Below are 19223 nucleotides of genomic sequence, written 5' to 3' on the forward strand. Positions count from 1 at the left end.
TTATTTAAAGTTATAAGTACAAAATGAAAGAATTAAAGTGAAATGGCTTTAAAGCCAATCTTGGTTTTTTGAGTCAAAATGACTTCTTGACCTTGAGAAAAATGAAGGTCTGTTTCAGGTTCAACCAGTACATAATGCGTTTGCCCGAACTGATCTTGAACTCGTGCTTGAGCCGGTGAGTTGACTTTAGCCTCACCTAAAATAATCAGTGCTGTTCGTCCAATCAGCTCTTCACTGTAAATTGCTGTGGTTTCATCTTGTGGCAAAATTCTAGCAATCAGCATGGCGCTGTAACGAATCATAGGCATCGAAAGTATGAGGCAAAGTGGTGCCATGATCCATGCACTCCAATAGCTTCCCGTCCAAGTTTGAAGAATGGACTGTAGAATAAAGCCACTTAAGCTATATAGAGTGAGGAAGATAATCAGCCAGACTAAAAGAGGGACACGGCCGATAAACAACCAATCCAGCAGGGCATTGAGCCAACCTTGATCGGCATCTAGTGCAATGTCGACGTCTTTAGTACTGCCTAGGTCATCAGGTAGAAATTGGTCAAGTAGGCCTTGTGAGCCGCCCCCTAATACCAATAAAATCAATTCGAGCAGTCCCAACAAAAACATCAGACTGAGACAAATACTAAAAATTAAATTGGATGGGTGAGTAAATAATTCCCACATTCTAAAGGTTCTCTATTTTTATGCTGTTATCAGTTAAGTGTAAATTTTTAAAAAGAATTGTATTGAAATTGGGCTTTAGCATAGCATTCAAAAAACAGAATGTCTAAGTTTGTTGGCACGTAAAGAGAGAGCGGTTTAATTGTGATTTGACAAATTTTAGGCAAAAAAAATACGCAATGATTGGGGTATTCATTGCGTAGAACTACGAATCTGTTGTTACACAGTTTCGGTAAAAAGGAGAAACGTTATATCTCAGGGTTAATCTAAGCTATGGACTTATCATAAGGGCTGTGCATTCTTATTTCATGAGTATTCACGTTAATTACTGTAAATTTAGGTTAACAAACGACACTAAATGTCAGTTTTTGAGATGCATGTGGCTTATTTTTGTTTGTTTAGTGATCAAAAAAAGCCTTTCTCAGTGAGAAAGGCTTAAATATGCGCTTTAGTTTAAGAACGGATTAGAAATGAAACACCCCTAAACCCGATTTAACTTCATCTAGAGTCTGTTGAGTAATATCACGACATTTGTCTGTACCAGTCTTCAAAATATCCATGATGTAATCAGGATCTTTCGCAAGTTCCATACGACGTTCACGAATTGGCGTGATCAGCTCTTTCAATACGCCTTCAAGACGTTTTTTCACCGTACCATCGCCTAAACCGCCACGGCGGTAATGTGCTTTCAGTTCTTCAACTTCTTCTTTGTTTGGATCAAACGCATCTAAATACGTAAATACGATATTACCTTCAACCTGACCTGGGTCTTCAACACGCAGGTGGTTCGGGTCGGTGTACATCGCATTAACTGCTTTTTTAATGTCTTTATCTGTTGCATCCAACACAATGGTATTGCCTAAAGATTTCGACATTTTGGCTTTACCATCAAAGCCGGGTAAACGGCTCATATTGGAAAGCAGAGCCTTACACTCAGGTAGTAATTCCTGACCAATCTGACGGTTTAAGCGGCGTACGATTTCATTGGTCTGTTCGATCATTGGAATCTGGTCTTCACCCACAGGTACAACCGTTGCTTTAAATGCGGTGATATCTGCTGCTTGTGCGACGGGGTAGCATAAGAAACCCGCTGGAATATCTCGTTCGAAACCACGCATCTGAATTTCAGACTTAATGGTTGGGTTACGTTCTAAACGAGACACGGTCACAAAGTTGAGATACAACATGGTGAGTTCATTCAGCGCAGGTAAGCTCGACTGCACGCAAATGGTGGTTTTGGTTGGGTCGATCCCGACTGCTAAGTAATCTGTGGCAACTTCAAGAATATTGCGGCGAACTTTTTCAAAGTTATCTGCATTGTCAGTAAAGGCTTGCGCATCGGCCAATAATAAATGCTGATGGTGTGAATCCTGCAAACCCACACGTGAACGTAAAGATCCGACAAAGTGCCCTAAATGAAGTTGTCCCGTTGGACGGTCGCCTGTCAAAATAACAGGACGGTTGTCTTGATTACTCATTATCTATTTCCAAAGTCGTCGTAGCGACATGCTATTTTCAAAGAATGCAGACATTGTACGGCATAATCTTTTTCAATGTCAGTCTTAAAAAAACTGCAGTGAAAAAATTATAAAATCAGTTAAATTTCAAAAAACAAATATTCAAAAGCTTAGATCACAGATTAAAATGTCAAAATTCTCAAGATGGATAAAAATAAATGGCGAGTAGCTTATTAATATTACTAGATGATATTGCCACGATATTAGATGACGTTGCGGTCATGAGTAAGATGGCGGCAAAAAAAACGGCGGGTGTTTTGGGAGATGATTTAGCACTCAATGCACAACAGGTGAGTGGGGTTCGTACTGACCGTGAGCTGCCTGTGGTTTGGGCTGTGGCAAAAGGGTCTTTTGTTAATAAATTGATTTTAGTCCCTGCGGCGCTGTTGATTAGTGTAGTTGCGCCGTGGCTGATCACACCACTGTTAATGATTGGTGGTTTATTTCTATGTTATGAAGGGGTAGAAAAAGTCCTACATAGTTTGCATCACAAAAAAGCCAAAACCAAAGAAGAAGCCAGCCAAGAATTAACTGCGATTGAAACAGATATGGCGACTTTTGAAAAAGATAAAGTCAAAGGCGCGATTCGCACCGACTTTATTTTGTCGGCAGAAATTGTGGTGATTTCACTGGGGACTGTGGCTGCTGCAACTTTTTCAACCAAAGTCATGGTGTTGTCTGTAATTGCCATTTTAATGACCGTCGGTGTGTATGGTTTTGTGGCGATGATTGTCAAAATTGATGATTTAGGGCTATATCTAACTCAGCAAGCCTCTTCATTTAAGCAAACGATTGGCCGTGGTTTATTGGCTTTTGCACCAAAACTAATGAAGACCTTAACCATCGTGGGCACTATCGCGATGTTTTTAGTGGGTGGTGGCATTATTTCCCACGGCGTGCCTTTATTGCATCATTTCACTGAAGGTTCAGTGGATTATGCTGAACATATTCCAACTGTGGGAAGCATTGTGGGGGCATTAACCCCAACATTGATTAACTTAGTGATTGGTTTTGTGGCTGGTTTGATTGTATTGGCTATTGTGAGCTTGATTAAAAAAGTTTGGCCGAGCTCAAAAAAGGCATAAACTGGATTGGGTCAGCATGAATTAGAAGAAGGAAGAGTGCTATGCGTTGGAAGGGACGTCGTGTCAGTAGCAATGTCGAGGATCGCCGCGGTGGAGGCGGTGTCAAGGCGGGTGGCATCAGTATTTTAGGGCTGATCGTGGCCTTTGTGGCATGGAAATTTCTAGGAGTCGATCCGCAGCAAGCCTACCAAGCCACTAAACAAGTGACCGCACAAACTGGAGCGGCAGAAACTCAAGGTTTGGATAACCCAACGCCTGATCAGCAGGAAGCGATGGACTTTGTCGGTACGGTACTGGCCGACACTGAAGACACATGGAGTCAAATTTTCCAACAGCAATTGGGACAACAATATGTTCCACCGAAGTTGGTGATGTTTTCAGGGGTGATCAATTCTGGTTGTGGTACTGCTCAGTCTGCAATGGGGCCGTTTTACTGTCCAGCAGATCAGAAGGTGTATATCGACACCGCTTTCTTTAAAGACATGCGGACTCAAATGGGTATTGGAGGAGAGCAAAACCAAACGGAGTTGGCGCGCCAAGATCAAGCGGGTGACTTTGCTCAGGCTTATGTAGTGGCACATGAGGTTGGACATCATATTCAGACCATTTTAGGGATTTCTGAACAAGTGCAAAAGGCTCGTGCGCAGGGCTCAAAAGCGCAAGGCAATGCTTTATCGGTACGCCAAGAGTTACAGGCTGACTGTTTAGCAGGAGTATGGGCGCATCATAACAATCAACGGACTCAGTTCTTAGAGCAAGGCGATGTTGAAGAAGCGATGGATGCGGCACATAAGATTGGTGATGATTACCTACAAAAACGGGCAACAGGGCAAGTGGTCCCTGATAGCTTTACCCATGGAACCAGTCAACAGCGTATGACTTGGTTTGGCACGGGCTTTAAGTCGGGGCAAGTTGAAAGTTGTGATACTTTTAATCAAGCCATTTAAGCCATAAAAAAAGAGGCGATTGATCGCCTCTTTTTTTATTTCAATCAATTCTTTCTATCGGTTTAAGAACTGCTTAAAGTTTCGAGCAATACGGACACTCACATATAACGCAATACAGGCAAATAACAACACCCCAAACACCACATATTTTAAGTTGCTCATATCCGCACGGTAAAACTGCTGAATTTGCTCAGGCGTATAACGTAATGTTTTAACATTTTGTGTCCGTGTATCGAGATAACTGACTTGCTGAATATAGTTAAATTGCCCTGCTTTGAGTAGTTCAATTGACTGAATTTGGCGGGTATGTTGTTCGTTGTAGTCATCTACACAAATGTCGGTTAAATAATGATTACAGCTGAGTTTGGCGATATAACCCTGATTGGCCACATGCAAATAAATATGATCATCGGGTGCTTTATTGTTTGAAAGTAGAACCAGAGTTTGATCGGGACGAGAGTTCATTTTAAAACTTTGGGCTGAGGCAAAAGTTTGCTCAGCCTGTAAAATTTCTTTGGTTTTCGCAAAGCAGGTTAGAAACAACGCAAAGGTGGTCAGGAAAATAATCAGTGCGAAGAACATCCGAAAGATGGTTTTAAAAGTGAATTGCATAGGAGATCAAACTTGGCCAAAGGGAACGTTCACGCATAAAAAACATGCATATGCCCTATGTTAATTCATCATCAGGAGAAATGTTAAAAAAATTATTTTTTTCGGGCGTTGATGTGAAAAATGATTAAAATATTTCGAGCATCAATGTGTATGAAGTGAATTTTTATTCCATAGATAAGCACTGAAAGCCACCATCTCCCCAACCGCCCAATTTGGAAGTTCAATGGGAAATTATTTTTTTCTACAAGTTTTTACCGTTATTTTTGCATTATCCATTGCAACGACTATTTTTAATAAACGTATTTTAGGTTTTCCCCAAGCTATTGGCGTCCCCATCGTTTCCGCCATTTTTGTCTTTATTTTACAGTGGGGTGCGAGCCTGCTGAGTGGTAATCAGTTTATTACCATCAATATTCATAACATTGAAGAAGCGGTTCGTCACATTGATTTTTATGACTTTTTAATCAATGGTGTGATTTGCTTCATTTTGACCTCTTCGGCACTGAAGTTCAAAGTCTCAGATTTACGTAGTTATTGGAAGCCAATCAGTATTTTAGCCAGTATTGCGTTGGTTCTGTGTGCCGTGTTCTTTGGGGTGGTGCTCTATGGTTATCAGTTCATCATTGGACAGCATGTTGATTTATTGGTGCTTTTGCTGTTGGGTGCTGCATTGGGTGCAACGGACCCGATTGGGATCAAAGGCGTACTCAGTTCGGTACGTGCACCCCATCATTTAATGGTCAAGCTCGAAGGAGAATCACTGTTTAATGATGCCATGTGTATTGCCTTATTTATGACGCTCTTAAACGTCTTACAAGGTGAAAACTTTACCGTCATGGGGGTATTGCAGACCTTACTCTATGAAATTTTTGTCGCCGTCATTATTGGTTGGGCCTTTGGTTTAGGGATCTTGCGACTACTACGTGGTAAGCACGAAATGGAGTCTCTCATTTTAACCACAGCACTCTTAGCCTGTGGTTCGTACTTGGTTGCACTGTTTGCCCATGCTTCAGCACCGATTGCATGCGTCATCGGTGGTTTGATTGTGGGGAATAAATGGAAAGAAATTTTACAAGAACGCGAAATACGGGAAGTAAACCATTTTTGGCATACGGTTGAAGGGATTATTAACTCGTTCTTATTCACCTTAATTGGCTTGGAACTGTTTATTTTAGATCTCAGCTTTAGTCTGATTTTTGGCGGCATCGTCGCTTTCATTATTCTGCATGCTTCACGTTTTGCAGCGAACTATTTATCTTTTGCCTTTTTTCCCTCTTTCCGTAAGAAAAGTTATAACGGAAGTTTAGCGATTTTGTCATGGGGTGGAGTGCGTGGAGGTATCTCCTTAGCACTGATCTTAGCGGTAGCTAACGTGCCTGAGCTGAGCGAATACAGCAGTATCTTGATTGGTTATACTTTTATCGCCGTGTTGCTTTCAGGTATGGTCTGTGGTCTAGGATTGCCTGCTGTAATGAATGCGTTTTACTACAACCCGAATGAAGAAAAGACAGGTTTTAAAGGTTGGTATCAACGTCTGTGTAATAAAATGAACCGTAAAGGCTTCAAGTACATTATTGGTGAAGATGCACAGGGCTATGAAACCATTATCGTCTATCAACCTGAAGCATTGATTGATGTTAAAGCAGATGACGGCATTGCTGCGGTGCATAACCCTGAGCGAGTTCAGGAAGTGAAACGTTTGGAAAGTCCTGATAATTTTTAGCGATTTGCTCTATCAAGAAGCCCCTGTATTGGGGCTTTTTAGAATGAATGAGCTGGTTTATTTGAATCAGATAATGATGTCATTATGGAATAGTTAGAACAGGACACATTTGAAATGGCGGAATCGATAGTCAAAGAACTGGCACCGATGATTTTTCAGGTGATCGCCCAGATTCCTTATGGGCGGGTAGCCAGTTATGGACAAATTGCACGCTTAGCAGGTATTCCCAAACATGCACGTTTAGTAGGCTATGTGCTAAAACATATGGATGCAGACAGTAGTTTACCTTGGTATCGGGTAATCAACTCCCAAGGGAAAATTAGCCTAAGTAAACTGAATGATCAGGGACAGAACATTCAAGCACAGTTACTTATGGCGGAAGGTATTTTAGTGATTGGGGACAAAGTGAAAATGAAAGAGTTTCAGTGGGATATTTAAAATAGAAATGCTCTACCTCCGTAGAAGTAGAGCACTCGATGTATTACTGGCGAACAACTAAAACAGGAATGTGCGCTTCACCTAAAACACTTTGTGCAACACTACCTAGGAATAAACGTTTTAAACCTGTGCGGCCATGAGAGCCAATGACAATCAGGTCTGCTTTAGATGTTTCTGCTTCTTTGATAATTTCACGGTGCACCACCTGACCTTCAAGTAGTTTTGCTTCAACTGGAATGCCCAGATCGCTAAATTTAGCCGCAGCTTCCTCTAGCGTTTTCAAAACTGAAGTACGCGCACGTTCAATTAAGTCATTGGTTTGAGTTGCAGAAATGTATTCAGCTGCAATGTAAGGGTCAAGTGCAAGTACTTGAACGACTGTAATTTTACCGCCAAATGCTTTAGCAAGTTCAGCCGCTTGCGCAACTGCTGCATATGATGTTTCTGAACCGTCTACAGGGACTAAAATGTTTTGGTATGCCATGGTTGTTTCTCCTTATTATCAACTGATTATACGTGCAGATTTCTGTTCTAATGTATCACGGGTTAAATACAGCTTATATCTTGATAATAGCTGTATTTTTTAAAGAATAAAACCTAGTAAATTCATATGGATATTTGCATATGAAATGCTAATTTCTCACTTCTAAATTAGCACAAAAGCGTGTGAATAATAATCAATTTAACACTAAAGTTGAATGTAAATGTAGCGTTTAAGAAACATAGGCTTTGCCTAAAAAATAGCTTATATTTATGAACAACTTACTACTTTATAAATACGATGACAGATACGAATCAACTGAATTGGCAACGAACAAATTTAGAGAATGTTAAGCTATCTTAAATTTTTCAGATGGTTATATTTAAAGAAGAATAAGTGATTAAATTTTAATGATAATGATAGAAAATAAAACAATATATTTTAGTAACTTATTAGATGTTAAGCATTAGGTAGCTAAATATTTACCAACTAAGGCACTCATGATTTTAGATTTTCTCAGAAAACCACTTACAGTCGTAGATTTTTTAGTCTTACTATTATTGTCACCAATAATTATTAGTATTGTGATCTTTATTGCCATAATTTTAGAACCTAGTGATATTCCAAGTATAAAAGATCAGCCTTACGAGTGTGGGAGATTTGGTGATCAACAAATGAAGATCGATCGAAATTATCTATTTTTTGCAAGAGTTGAATACCAAGATGTGAACTATTGGGGCAAGAATGTTAGAGAACAGCATAATATCAAAGGATGCGATGATCAGATTCAAAATGCTAGTTTTGACGTCAAATAGCCTGAAATGGAGCCATCAGATGGATTTCAGTTGGATTCAAAAAATGTAAATAACATCACAGTAGCACTCAATCAGCGGACTATATGGCTAGAAGAACAAGAGAACAAAGGCTTTTTTGATTCAATTGCTAGTTTAAAACTCTACCTAAGAGATATAGCAACACATGAAGAGATGAGCGCAAAAGAGATCAATGAAAAAAAAGTATTTAACCCAAATCTTGGGCTTTACCAAATAGATGTTAGAGGAATTGGGCGGGTTTCTCAAAGGGTTTTTTGGCAAGAAATTGAGGGGAAAGGAGTGGGTGCTATCATTAATTGCCATTACTTTCAAAGTGAAAATACAAGTTGTGAATTAAGTTATCACGTACCAAATTATGGATTCAATACGAGCTATATAACGATCTATTTTCATGCAGAATTGCTTCCGCATTGGCAAGAAATACAACAAGATTCTTTTAAAATGATCGATTCTTTTCGGGTGAGGGTATAACAAGAAGAATGAGATGCTATCTTACAACAGACGTTTAATTCAGGTGTTCAATGAGTTGAGTAACATCATCCGTCTGTAACTGCTCCCGCATTTTTAAAAACTGCTTTTCATCTAAGGCATAGAGCTTCAGTGCAAGCAGTTTTTCAATATCTTGTTCAGAAAAACGATATTTAATCACTTTAGCAGGTACACCACCCACAACTGCATAGGGTGGAACATCTTTGGTCACGACAGCACCTGTTGCGACCACTGCGCCTTCACCTAACTCCACACCCTGCATAATCATGGCACGAGAGCCAATCCAGCAGCCATCTCCAATGATGGTATCACCTGCGGGAATAAAACTACGTGTATCAAAAGGAAAAGCCGAAATCCAGTCAGTACGATGCAGTTGGTTACCACCCATCATAATGACGCATTCTGCGCCAAAACAGACGAAGTTGCCGATATAGAGTTGATCAATTGGTTTGTCTATGGTCGAGGGCTTATCATGCAAATAACGCACGACACAACGTTCAAAACCTTGATCCCAATACGCTGAATAGTAAGAGTAATTCCCTTTAATGTGAATATTCGGATTCTTCACCGTTTTAGAGATGAACTCAAACTCACACCAGTGTTTGACAGGAGAATTAATCAGTGGCTCAGACATAAAAAGACAGCGTTGAAGAGTGTGAGAAATTATAACAAATAAAAGTCTTGCTTTGATAAAGAGGGGAAATGAATACCCTAAATCTATCTCATTCTTGGAGTGAAATTTCCCACGTGGATAAGAAGAGGGCTAGGAAGAGCTATTTGGTAAAATACAAAAACAAAAAACCCCTCAATCGAGGGGTTTCTACAGCCGTAAATATCAAAGAAACTTAGATATATGCAACTTTCACAATTTCGTATTCAACTTCACCCTGAGGAGTTTGAATTTTTACCTCATCGCCTTCGCTTTTTCCCAAAAGGCCACGTGCGATAGGAGAGTTCACTGAAATTTTATTGATTTTAAAATCAGCTTCGTCGTCACCCACGATCATATAGGTCTTTTGTTCTTCGGTGTCTAAGTTTTCGATAGTGACTGTCACCCCAAAAACCACGCGACCGTTCTGTTCAAGTTCTTTTACATCGATAACTTGAGCCGCACCCAATTTACCTTCGATGTCTTGAACACGACCTTCACAGAAACCTTGTTGCTCACGTGCAGCATGGTATTCCGCATTTTCTTTTAAATCCCCGTGCTCACGTGCTTCAGCAATTGCCGCAATAATACGTGGACGTTCAATACTTTTTAATTGATGTAATTCTTTCTCTAAGGCTAATTTGCCTTGGGGAGTCATAGGATAACGTTGCATTGTTGTCCCTCAAGTCTATGAGTGTAAAAAATATAGGTTTATAAATGAAAAAAGCCCGCCACCGAGAGGTGACGGGACTTCTCGGTAAACGAATTAACCTACAGTTTGTAAATCTTGCAAACGGTATACATCCATTGGCAATTGAATCGCAAAAGCTTGGCATACAGCATCAGCACCGTTCAAGGTCGTAGTGTTATACACTTTCGCTTGAAGCGCTGAACGACGAATCGAGAACGAATCTTGTTGAGCTTGTTTGCCTTCAGTTGTATTGATAATGAGGTGAACTTCGCCATTTTTCAAGCGGTCCACGATATTAGGACGGCCTTCAGTGACTTTATTTACACGTTCACACTCAATACCCGCAGCTTTAATGAACTCATAAGTACCGCCAGTCGCAAGTACTTTGAAGCCAAAGCCTACCAGTTGCTTCGCAATACCAACAGCACGAGGCTTGTCTGAATCACGCACAGAGATAAATGCATGCTTCACTTCGCCTTCTGTAGGAAGACCCGGTACGCGTTCATTCGAGCCTAACACAGCTTTGTAGAATGCTTCACCAAATGTTTTACCTACACCCATTACTTCGCCTGTAGATTTCATCTCAGGGCCAAGAATAGGGTCAACACCCGGGAACTTGTTGAACGGGAACACCGCTTCTTTTACAGAGAAGTGAGTCGGGATGATTTCTTTAGTGAATCCTTGAGATTCTAAAGACTGACCCGCCATACAACGCGCAGCAACTTTCGCTAAAGACTCACCGATACATTTAGAAACGAATGGCACAGTACGAGACGCACGTGGGTTCACTTCTAGGATGTAAACGTCTTCGCCTTTCACAGCAAACTGTACATTCATCAAACCAACAACGCCAAGCTCTTTCGCCATAGCAACGGTTTGACGACGCATTTCGTCTTGGATTTCAACTGAGAGTGAGTATGGAGGAATCGAACATGCTGAGTCACCTGAGTGAATCCCTGCTTGTTCAATGTGCTGCATAATACCGCCAATCACAACGTCTTTACCGTCAGATACACAGTCTACGTCAACTTCGATCGCATCATCTAAGAAACGGTCAAGAAGAACTGGCGCTTCATTTGATGCTTGTACCGCATCACGTAAGTAGCGTTTAAGCTCTTCGTCGTTGTATACGATTTCCATCGCACGACCACCGAGTACATAAGAAGGACGCACCACCAGTGGGTAGCCTACTTTCGATGCTTCAGCCATACCTTCTTCAGCAGATTTTACAATGCTGTTGTTTGGCTGGCGAAGTTGAAGACGTTGAATCATTTGTTGGAAACGTTCACGGTCTTCTGCTCGGTCAATCGCATCTGGTGATGTACCGATAATTGGCGCACCTGCTTCTTCTAAAGCACGAGCCAATTTAAGCGGAGTCTGACCACCATACTGAACGATAATGCCTTTTGGCTTTTCAGTACGAACGATTTCAAGTACATCTTCCAAAGTGATTGGTTCGAAGTACAAGCGATCTGAAGTGTCGTAATCTGTTGAAACTGTTTCAGGGTTACAGTTCACCATGATGGTTTCGTAGCCATCTTCACGCATTGCAAGTGCCGCGTGCACACAGCAGTAATCGAATTCGATACCTTGACCAATACGGTTCGGACCACCACCGATCACCATAATCTTATCTTTATCAGATGGGTTTGATTCACACTCATCATCGTAAGTTGAATACATGTATGCAGTGTCAGATTCGAACTCTGCTGCACAGGTATCCACACGTTTGTAAACTGGCGTTACGCCCAAGTTCCAACGGTGCTTACGGAATTGTTTTTGTGAAATACCCATCAAGTTCGCGATGCGAAGGTCAGATAAACCTTTACGTTTGAACGAACGGATGTTGTCTGCGTTTAGATCACCAAAACCTAAAGTTTTGATTTCATTTTCAGTTTTGATGATGTCTTCGATTTGGATCAAGAACCATTTATCGATTTTCGTCGCTTGGAACACGTCTTCTAAGGTGAAACCATGACGGAATGCGTCAGCCACATACCAAATACGCTCTGGACCCGGAACTTTAAGTTCAACCAAGATCTTTTCTTTCGCGCCTTCAGTTCCTACTGCGATTTTTTCATCAAAACCACACGCACCCACTTCAAGACCACGAAGTGCTTTGTTTACAGACTCTTGGAAGTTACGACCAATGGCCATTACTTCACCCACAGATTTCATCTGTGTGGTCAGTGTTGCATCTGCTTGTGGGAATTTTTCGAAGTTGAAACGTGGAATTTTTGTTACCACGTAGTCAATTGCAGGTTCGAACGAAGCAGGAGTCGTTCCGCCCGTGATGTCATTTTTTAATTCATCAAGGGTATAACCGACAGCCAATTTCGCGGCGATTTTTGCAATCGGGAAACCTGTTGCTTTTGATGCAAGGGCAGATGAGCGCGATACACGCGGGTTCATCTCGATGATCACCATACGGCCAGTATCTGGGCAAATACCGAACTGAACGTTAGAACCACCTGTTTCTACACCAATTTCACGAAGAACTGCTAAAGATGCATTACGCATCAATTGATATTCTTTGTCTGTTAATGTTTGCGCAGGCGCAACAGTGATTGAGTCACCTGTGTGCACGCCCATTGGGTCAAAGTTTTCGATCGCACAAACGATAATACAGTTGTCGTTTTTGTCACGAACAACTTCCATCTCGTATTCTTTCCAACCAATTAAAGATTCATCAATCAATAATTGTTTGGTTGGAGAAAGATCGAAACCGCGTTCACAGATTTCAAGGAATTCTTCTTTGTTATAAGCGATACCGCCACCCGAACCACCCATCGTGAATGACGGACGGATAATCACAGGGAAGCCGAAGCGCGCTTGAATCTCTAAAGCTTCTTCCATGTTTTCAGCAATCGCAGCTTTTGGACATTCAAGACCAATTTTACGCATTGCTTCATCAAACAGTTTACGGTCTTCAGCTTTTTCAATTGCTTCTTTAGTCGCACCAATCAATTCAACATTGTATTTTTCTAAAATACCGTTGGCATCAAGTGCAAGCGCACAGTTCAATGCTGTTTGACCACCCATTGTTGGAAGGACAGCATCTGGACGCTCTTTTTCAATGATTTGTGCAACAGTCTGCCAAGTGATTGGCTCGATATATGTTGCGTCTGCCATCGCAGGGTCGGTCATAATGGTTGCTGGGTTAGAGTTCACCAAAATAACACGGTAGCCTTCTTCACGAAGAGCCTTACACGCTTGCGCACCTGAGTAGTCAAACTCACATGCCTGTCCGATGACAATCGGACCTGCACCAATAATTAAGATACTTTTAATGTCTGTACGTTTAGCCATGATCGCTTCCTTAATTACTTCTTAGATGCTTCGATAAGTTCGATGAAATGATCGAACAATGGTGCGCAGTCATGCGGACCAGGGCTTGCTTCAGGGTGACCTTGGAAGCTGAACGCTGGTTTGTCTGTACGATGAATCCCTTGAAGAGTTTGATCGAACAAAGACTTGTGCGTAGCTTTCAAGTTTGCAGGAAGTGTTTCTGCATCCACTGCGAAGCCGTGGTTTTGAGAAGTAATCATCACTGTGCCTGTTTCCATGTTTTGAACAGGGTGGTTAGCACCGTGGTGACCATGCGGCATTTTCACTGTTTTTGCACCTGAGGCAAGTGCAAGAATTTGGTGACCCAAGCAAATACCAAAGACGGGTAGGTTGCGAGCGTCTTCTACAATTGTTTTTACAGCTTCAATTGCGTAGTCACATGCAGCTGGATCGCCAGGACCGTTCGATAAGAACACGCCATCTGGATTCAATGCTAGCACGTCAGCAGCAGGAGTTTGTGCAGGCACGACAGTGAGTTTACAACCGCGGTCTGCAAGCATACGTAAGATGTTGGTTTTGACACCGTAGTCGTATGCAACAACATGGAATTTAAGTTCAGGTTGTGTGAAGCCTTTGCCTAATACCCAAGAACCTTCTGTCCATTCGAAACCAGTTGGATCACAGCATTCTTTCGCTAGGTCTAAACCATTTAAACCACCGAATGCGCGTGCTTTTTCTAAAGCCTGCTCTTCAGAAATATTTTCACCAGCAAGGATGCAACCATTTTGCGCACCTTTGTCACGCAAAATACGTGTTAATTTACGTGTATCAATATCCGCAATTGCGACAACATTATGTTCTTTTAAGTATTCGCCTAAAGATTGCGTTGATCGGAAGTTGCTATGCAATAAAGGTAGGTCACGAATGATTAATCCGTTGGCCCATACTTTATGAATTCGACCTGACTCAGCGTCTTCATCATTACAACCTGTGTTACCGATATGAGGGTATGTTAAAGTCACAAGTTGCTGTGCATAACTCGGGTCAGTCAAAATTTCTTGATAGCCAGTCATGGCAGTGTTGAAAACGACTTCACCAGTCGTACTACCCGATGCACCAATAGACGTTCCTTTAAAGATCGTACCATCGGCAAGGGCTAAAATTGCTGGGGTGCTCAAACCAAAGCTCCTGAAATTTAGGCTGTAAAAAAGCGAGTAGACGAAAAAAAAGGAAGGCTATCTAAAAACCTACCCTCCCTATGTCTGCTCGCTTGAACTTAACATGGCACTATACGCAACTTCACTAACAAAGTCCATGCCAATAAGATGGAATTAGCAAGATAAAGTGCTTTTATTTTGTAGCGGAAGCTGTTTCTAAGTTTTGTAAAGAAAAATGTAACAACAAATAATTGTCTAACAAATCAAAATCTAAATTTTATCGAATCACGCTAAGCTGTCGCTGTGTATATAACAACAGGAATAACATCATGACTGAACAAGACAAAGTGACCAAACCAAAGCCAGCGTTGAAAGAAGTCGTTGCAGAAAGCACTGAAAAGCTTGAGCAAGTGGCGAAAGAAGCGACAGAGCAGGTCACTGAAGCGGTAGTTGAAAGTAAAGAAAAGCTTGAGGCTGAAGCGAAGCAGTTGAATGCCAGTGTGCAAGAGCAACTCCGCCAATTTAAACAAGATCTTTTACTGCGCTTAGAAACCATTAAAGGGCAGCTATCGAACTCTCAAAAAGACTTAACTGAACTAAAAGAGTTTGTTAAAACTGAGTTTACGGCCGTTTTAGATGACTTGACCAAACTAGGTAAAGAGTTAAAAGGTGATGTCAGCGAAATTTCAGTAAAACATAAAGATCAGTTGACTGAAACTTTCAAGCGTTCAAAAGAACACACCTTAGATGCGTGGAATAAGGTTTCAAGTAAGTAATCTAGCTGTACGAGGCTCAAGATTAAGTGCATAAAAAAGTGAGGTCATAGCCTCACTTTTTTATTGCTCTGGTTTATTTGTCTGGATTAAAACTGATGCAACCAGTCACGTTTATTGTGAAAATCAGCTTGTTGACCACTATGCTGCATGGCATAGAACTGTTGACCTTGTGATGTATTCAACACCGCGGATAAACCCAGATATAGGTCAGCCCATTTGAGTTTGTGTTGCAGCATAAATTCAGTCAGATCAATGCTGACATTTAAACCATAGTGGGTGCGCTTCAATTGATTGAGTTCAATATCGTAAGCGACCTGTGGCGGCATATCTTCAGGATAGCGATATTCCTCAAACTGATAGGCCTGCCAAGCTTGCGAAGGGGAGAGATTGATCTCGCGATAATAATCTTCGCCTTTTACCCCGATAAAGACTTCAAAACAGGTGTTTTCCCATAAAAAGTCTTGACGAGGATTTGCATTCACGACTTCGGGCCAGTGCATGTACAAATTGGGATCGCGTAACCAAAAGCCGATATTGAGAGCATATGGGCTTTGTTGTTCAATCGCACCAACAAGCGAAATTGCTTGAAAGCGACGATCAAATGCACTGAGTTCGTAACTTGCCATAAAAAACTACAATTATTTTGCTGCGTGAGCGAAACGAACTAAATTAGACAATTTGGCATTTTGTTTCGCCGCTTTTTTGTAAAGCAACGCAATTTTACCAATGGTCTGTACAATTTCTGCACCTGTAGTTGAGGCAATTTCTGCAATGATTGCAGCGCGCTCTTCACGGTCTTCACCCGCGACTTTGACTTTAATCAATTCGTGGTCGTTTAAAGCACGTAAAATTTCTTCAACGACATTTTCAGTCAGACCTGAACCGCCAAGCATTACCACAGGGTTTAAAGCATGACCGATTTGACGCAAACGCTTGCGTTCCTGAATGGATAAAGTCGCCATAAAGATAACCTAATTTTAAAAACGGCTTAGTATAACAAACTGCGAAATTAAACGCTGTATATTCTGTGGAAATAATCGATTTAGATAATAGAAAAAAACAACTAAAACCCAAGATTTGGATACAGATGTATACTGCAAGCCTAGAGAATTTAACGTACAATTAAGTTTAAGAAATTTTAATGTTTTAGAGAGATATGGCAACACGCATTACCAACCAAAAGTTATCCAAAAGTAGCCGTGCGTGGATGAGAGAGCACCTTGATGACCATTTTGTGAAAAAAGCGCAAAAAGAAGGTTATAGAGCACGTGCAGCTTATAAATTACTTGAAATTCAAGAAAAATATAACATCATTCGTCCTGGCATGACCGTGGTTGACTTGGGTGCTGCACCTGGAAGTTGGTCACAAATTGCAGGAAAGCTGGTCGGTGATCGAGGATTAGTGGTTGCATCTGATATTTTGGAAATGGATGCACTTCCAGATGTGACCTTCTTGCAAGGTGACTTTCGTGAGCAAGAAGTATTCGATAAATTGTTAAATATTTTAGATGGACGTAAAGTAGACGTTGTAATTTCAGATATGGCCCCCAATACTTCAGGTAACAAGGCTGTAGATCAACCTCGCCAGATTTACCTCTGTGAATTGGCCATCGATTTTGCTACGAAAGTGCTCGGTCCAAATGGTCAATTTGTTGTAAAGGTATTCCAAGGTACAGGCTTTGACGAGTTCCGTAAGCAAGTAGTCGACAACTTTGATGTGTTAAAGACAGTAAAACCTGCTGCATCACGTGCCCGATCTAAGGAAGTATTCTTAGTTGGGCAAGGCCGTAAGAAGGCTTTCAAATAAAGTTTACTTGCCAAGTCGTTAAAAATTGTGCATTTTGTACCTTTTTATTATTTTGCGAAGCTGATCTTCAGCAGAAACTTTAAGGTCACCCGATAGGGCATGATCAAATTAGATTGATATGGGAATAAAGCTTTGAGCGATCTCTTCAAGAATGCCATATTGTGGCTAGTGATACTGGGCGTACTGATCCTTATTTTCAGTAATGTCAGTAGCAATGAAAAGCCGACAGCGATGAATTATTCAGAGTTTGTTGCTGCGGTGAATGCTGGTCAAATTAAGCAAGTGACAATTGATGGCGAACGAATTCATGGCCAAAAATCAAACGGTTCAGAGTTTGAAAGTATTCGTCCTGCGGTTCAAGACCCAGAGCTTATGCCTAATCTGATTAAAAATAACGTTGTCGTTGAAGGTACTGCACCTGCACGTCAAGGTTTATTGATGCAACTTTTGATCGCAAGCTTCCCTGTACTTTTAATCATTTTGTTATTCATGTTCTTTATGCGCAACATGGGTGGCGGAGCAGGTGGTAAAAACGGTCCAATGAGTTTTGGTAAGTCAAAAGCAAAAATGTTGGCAGAAGACCAAATTAAAGTGACTTTTACCGACGTCGCTGGCTGTGATGAAGCAAAGCAAGAAGTTGTAGAAATTGTTGATTTCTTAAAAGACCCTTCAAAATTTAAACGTTTAGGTGCAACGATTCCTAAAGGCGTGTTAATGGTGGGTCCACCGGGTACAGGTAAAACTTTACTTGCAAAAGCAATTGCAGGCGAAGCGAAAGTACCATTCTTTAGTATTTCTGGTTCTGACTTTGTTGAAATGTTCGTGGGTGTGGGTGCGTCTCGTGTCCGTGACATGTTTGAACAAGCGAAACGTCATGCACCATGTATCATCTTTATTGATGAGATTGATGCTGTGGGTCGTCATCGTGGTTCAGGTACAGGTGGTGGTCACGATGAGCGTGAGCAAACCTTGAACCAAATGTTGGTGGAAATGGACGGCTTTGAAGGTAATGAAGGTATTATCGTCATTGCTGCGACAAACCGTGCCGATGTACTGGATAAAGCTTTACTCCGTCCAGGTCGTTTTGACCGCCAAGTAATGGTTGGTCTGCCAGACATTAAAGGTCGTGAGCAAATTTTAAATGTTCACATGAAAAAATTACCTTCAGTGACTGGTGTCGATGTACAAGTGCTTGCACGTGGTACGCCGGGCTTCTCGGGTGCACAATTGGCGAATCTTGTGAACGAAGCTGCATTATTTGCTGCGCGTCGTAACAAGAACACTGTCGATATGCATGATTTTGAAGATGCAAAAGACAAGTTGTACATGGGCCCTGAACGTAAGTCGATGGTGATTCGTGAAGAAGAGCGTCGTGCAACCGCGTACCATGAAGCTGGTCATGCGATTGTGGCTGAAATTCTACCGGGTACAGACCCTGTACACAAAGTGACCATTATGCCGCGTGGTTGGGCGTTGGGCGTAACATGGCAGTTGCCTGAACATGACCAAACCAGCCACTATAAAGACAAAATGTTGAATGAACTTTCAATTTTGTTTGGTGGTCGTATTGCTGAAGAAATCTTTATCAACCAAATGTCGACAGGTGCTTCAAACGACTTTGAACGCGCAACTAAAATGGCACGTGCGATGGTGACTAAGTACGGTATGTCTGACAAACTTGGTGTAATGGTGTATGAAGATGATTCTCAGCAATCATTCATGGGCAGCATTGGTAGTCGTACGATTTCTGAAGCAACGCAGCAGCAAGTAGATGCTGAAGTTCGCCGTATCATCGATGAGCAATACCATGTCGCACGCAATATCTTGGAAAACAATAAAGATATTGCTCATGCGATGGTGAAAGCTTTGATGGAATGGGAAACGATTGATCGAGAGCAAATTCGTGACATTATGGAAGGTCGTGAGCCACAACCACCAAAAGTGTATGTTGCAGAAAATCCTGTGATTGATGTAACTCCAACAGATGGTCCAAGCACACCGCCACCATTACCATCAGCAACTTAATTTTTAAAAGTTAAAATAAAAAACCGCCTTC

Annotated in this window: 18 protein-coding genes; 8 read left to right on the plus strand and 10 right to left on the minus strand. The window is 41.4% G+C overall.

Features of this window, described 5'->3' with window-relative positions:
• Positions 1–32: 32 nt before the first annotated feature.
• Together JZ787_RS04820 and trpS are read right to left on the minus strand one after the other, a co-directional pair.
• Positions 33–677, minus strand: a complete 645-nt coding sequence (locus JZ787_RS04820; RefSeq protein WP_005400418.1) for a YqiJ family protein — start codon at positions 675–677, stop codon at positions 33–35.
• 461 nt (positions 678–1138) lie between these two features.
• The gene (gene trpS, locus JZ787_RS04825) at positions 1139–2152 is read right to left on the minus strand and encodes a tryptophan--tRNA ligase (RefSeq protein ID WP_004695576.1); all 1014 of its coding nucleotides are present in this window, start codon (positions 2150–2152) and stop codon (positions 1139–1141) included.
• 197 nt (positions 2153–2349) lie between these two features.
• On the opposite strand from trpS, the gene JZ787_RS04830 reads away from it, so the two are divergent.
• Positions 2350–3276, plus strand: a complete 927-nt coding sequence (locus tag JZ787_RS04830) for a DUF808 domain-containing protein (protein WP_346311800.1) — start codon at positions 2350–2352, stop codon at positions 3274–3276.
• Positions 3277–3317: 41 nt separating this feature from the next.
• On the plus strand, positions 3318–4223 hold the full coding sequence (locus JZ787_RS04835) for a neutral zinc metallopeptidase (protein WP_004695581.1): 906 nt from the start codon (positions 3318–3320) through the stop codon (positions 4221–4223).
• 54 nt (positions 4224–4277) lie between these two features.
• Here the strand turns inward: JZ787_RS04835 and JZ787_RS04840 are convergent, their stop codons facing one another.
• Positions 4278–4835, minus strand: a complete 558-nt coding sequence (locus JZ787_RS04840; RefSeq protein ID WP_279734909.1) for a hypothetical protein — start codon at positions 4833–4835, stop codon at positions 4278–4280.
• A gap of 223 nt (positions 4836–5058) precedes the next feature.
• Between JZ787_RS04840 and JZ787_RS04845 the strand changes: the two genes are divergently transcribed.
• Positions 5059–6558, plus strand: coding sequence for a cation:proton antiporter (locus tag JZ787_RS04845; RefSeq protein WP_004695584.1), 1500 nt, complete (start codon positions 5059–5061; stop codon positions 6556–6558).
• A gap of 114 nt (positions 6559–6672) precedes the next feature.
• Positions 6673–6996 (plus strand): MGMT family protein, encoded by a 324-nt coding sequence (locus JZ787_RS04850; protein ID WP_058870079.1) that lies wholly within the window; start codon positions 6673–6675, stop codon positions 6994–6996.
• 43 nt (positions 6997–7039) lie between these two features.
• On the opposite strand, the gene JZ787_RS04855 is transcribed toward JZ787_RS04850, so the two are convergent.
• Entirely contained in the window at positions 7040–7480 is a 441-nt protein-coding gene (locus tag JZ787_RS04855) for a universal stress protein (protein WP_004695589.1), read from the minus strand.
• 818 nt (positions 7481–8298) lie between these two features.
• Between JZ787_RS04855 and JZ787_RS04860 the strand changes: the two genes are divergently transcribed.
• Complete coding sequence (locus tag JZ787_RS04860) at positions 8299–8781, plus strand: hypothetical protein (protein WP_346311801.1); 483 nt, start codon at positions 8299–8301, stop codon at positions 8779–8781.
• A gap of 34 nt (positions 8782–8815) precedes the next feature.
• Here JZ787_RS04860 and JZ787_RS04865 read toward each other — a convergent pair whose 3' ends face one another.
• From JZ787_RS04865 to carA, 4 genes are all read right to left on the minus strand, one after another.
• Positions 8816–9433 (minus strand): CatB-related O-acetyltransferase, encoded by a 618-nt coding sequence (locus tag JZ787_RS04865; protein WP_346311802.1) that lies wholly within the window; start codon positions 9431–9433, stop codon positions 8816–8818.
• 211 nt (positions 9434–9644) lie between these two features.
• Positions 9645–10121, minus strand: a complete 477-nt coding sequence (greA, locus tag JZ787_RS04870; protein ID WP_004695598.1) for a transcription elongation factor GreA — start codon at positions 10119–10121, stop codon at positions 9645–9647.
• Positions 10122–10214: 93 nt separating this feature from the next.
• Entirely contained in the window at positions 10215–13448 is a 3234-nt protein-coding gene (gene carB, locus JZ787_RS04875; protein ID WP_010327274.1) for a carbamoyl-phosphate synthase large subunit, read from the minus strand.
• Positions 13449–13462: 14 nt separating this feature from the next.
• On the minus strand, positions 13463–14605 hold the full coding sequence (gene carA, locus JZ787_RS04880) for a glutamine-hydrolyzing carbamoyl-phosphate synthase small subunit (protein WP_346311803.1): 1143 nt from the start codon (positions 14603–14605) through the stop codon (positions 13463–13465).
• Positions 14606–14913: 308 nt separating this feature from the next.
• Between carA and JZ787_RS04885 the strand changes: the two genes are divergently transcribed.
• Positions 14914–15360 (plus strand): hypothetical protein, encoded by a 447-nt coding sequence (locus JZ787_RS04885; RefSeq protein ID WP_010327273.1) that lies wholly within the window; start codon positions 14914–14916, stop codon positions 15358–15360.
• A gap of 86 nt (positions 15361–15446) precedes the next feature.
• On the opposite strand, the gene JZ787_RS04890 is transcribed toward JZ787_RS04885, so the two are convergent.
• Complete coding sequence (locus tag JZ787_RS04890; protein WP_004695605.1) at positions 15447–15986, minus strand: DOMON-like domain-containing protein; 540 nt, start codon at positions 15984–15986, stop codon at positions 15447–15449.
• 12 nt (positions 15987–15998) lie between these two features.
• Positions 15999–16322 carry a ribosome assembly RNA-binding protein YhbY gene (gene yhbY / locus JZ787_RS04895; RefSeq protein WP_004695606.1) on the minus strand — a complete coding sequence of 108 codons (324 nt, stop codon included), beginning with the start codon at positions 16320–16322 and terminating at the stop codon, positions 15999–16001.
• 194 nt (positions 16323–16516) lie between these two features.
• On the opposite strand from yhbY, the gene rlmE reads away from it, so the two are divergent.
• Complete coding sequence (rlmE, locus tag JZ787_RS04900; RefSeq protein ID WP_004695608.1) at positions 16517–17167, plus strand: 23S rRNA (uridine(2552)-2'-O)-methyltransferase RlmE; 651 nt, start codon at positions 16517–16519, stop codon at positions 17165–17167.
• Positions 17168–17299: 132 nt separating this feature from the next.
• Positions 17300–19192, plus strand: coding sequence for an ATP-dependent zinc metalloprotease FtsH (gene ftsH, locus JZ787_RS04905; RefSeq protein WP_005400430.1), 1893 nt, complete (start codon positions 17300–17302; stop codon positions 19190–19192).
• Positions 19193–19223: the final 31 nt, after the last annotated feature.

The organism is Acinetobacter sp. BWR-L5 (genome assembly GCF_039655985.1).
Taxonomy (GTDB): Bacteria; Pseudomonadota; Gammaproteobacteria; order Pseudomonadales; family Moraxellaceae; genus Acinetobacter; species Acinetobacter johnsonii.

Coding starts and splice junctions, on each gene's coding strand:
- JZ787_RS04820 (WP_005400418.1), bottom strand. CDS start 677: ATGTGGGAATTATTTACTCACCCATCCAATTTAATTTTTAGTATTTGT.
- trpS (WP_004695576.1), bottom strand. CDS start 2,152: ATGAGTAATCAAGACAACCGTCCTGTTATTTTGACAGGCGACCGTCCA.
- JZ787_RS04830 (WP_346311800.1), top strand. CDS start 2,350: ATGGCGAGTAGCTTATTAATATTACTAGATGATATTGCCACGATATTA.
- JZ787_RS04835 (WP_004695581.1), top strand. CDS start 3,318: ATGCGTTGGAAGGGACGTCGTGTCAGTAGCAATGTCGAGGATCGCCGC.
- JZ787_RS04840 (WP_279734909.1), bottom strand. CDS start 4,835: ATGCAATTCACTTTTAAAACCATCTTTCGGATGTTCTTCGCACTGATT.
- JZ787_RS04845 (WP_004695584.1), top strand. CDS start 5,059: ATGGGAAATTATTTTTTTCTACAAGTTTTTACCGTTATTTTTGCATTA.
- JZ787_RS04850 (WP_058870079.1), top strand. CDS start 6,673: ATGGCGGAATCGATAGTCAAAGAACTGGCACCGATGATTTTTCAGGTG.
- JZ787_RS04855 (WP_004695589.1), bottom strand. CDS start 7,480: ATGGCATACCAAAACATTTTAGTCCCTGTAGACGGTTCAGAAACATCA.
- JZ787_RS04860 (WP_346311801.1), top strand. CDS start 8,299: ATGGAGCCATCAGATGGATTTCAGTTGGATTCAAAAAATGTAAATAAC.
- JZ787_RS04865 (WP_346311802.1), bottom strand. CDS start 9,433: ATGTCTGAGCCACTGATTAATTCTCCTGTCAAACACTGGTGTGAGTTT.
- greA (WP_004695598.1), bottom strand. CDS start 10,121: ATGCAACGTTATCCTATGACTCCCCAAGGCAAATTAGCCTTAGAGAAA.
- carB (WP_010327274.1), bottom strand. CDS start 13,448: ATGGCTAAACGTACAGACATTAAAAGTATCTTAATTATTGGTGCAGGT.
- JZ787_RS04885 (WP_010327273.1), top strand. CDS start 14,914: ATGACTGAACAAGACAAAGTGACCAAACCAAAGCCAGCGTTGAAAGAA.
- JZ787_RS04890 (WP_004695605.1), bottom strand. CDS start 15,986: ATGGCAAGTTACGAACTCAGTGCATTTGATCGTCGCTTTCAAGCAATT.
- yhbY (WP_004695606.1), bottom strand. CDS start 16,322: ATGGCGACTTTATCCATTCAGGAACGCAAGCGTTTGCGTCAAATCGGT.
- rlmE (WP_004695608.1), top strand. CDS start 16,517: ATGGCAACACGCATTACCAACCAAAAGTTATCCAAAAGTAGCCGTGCG.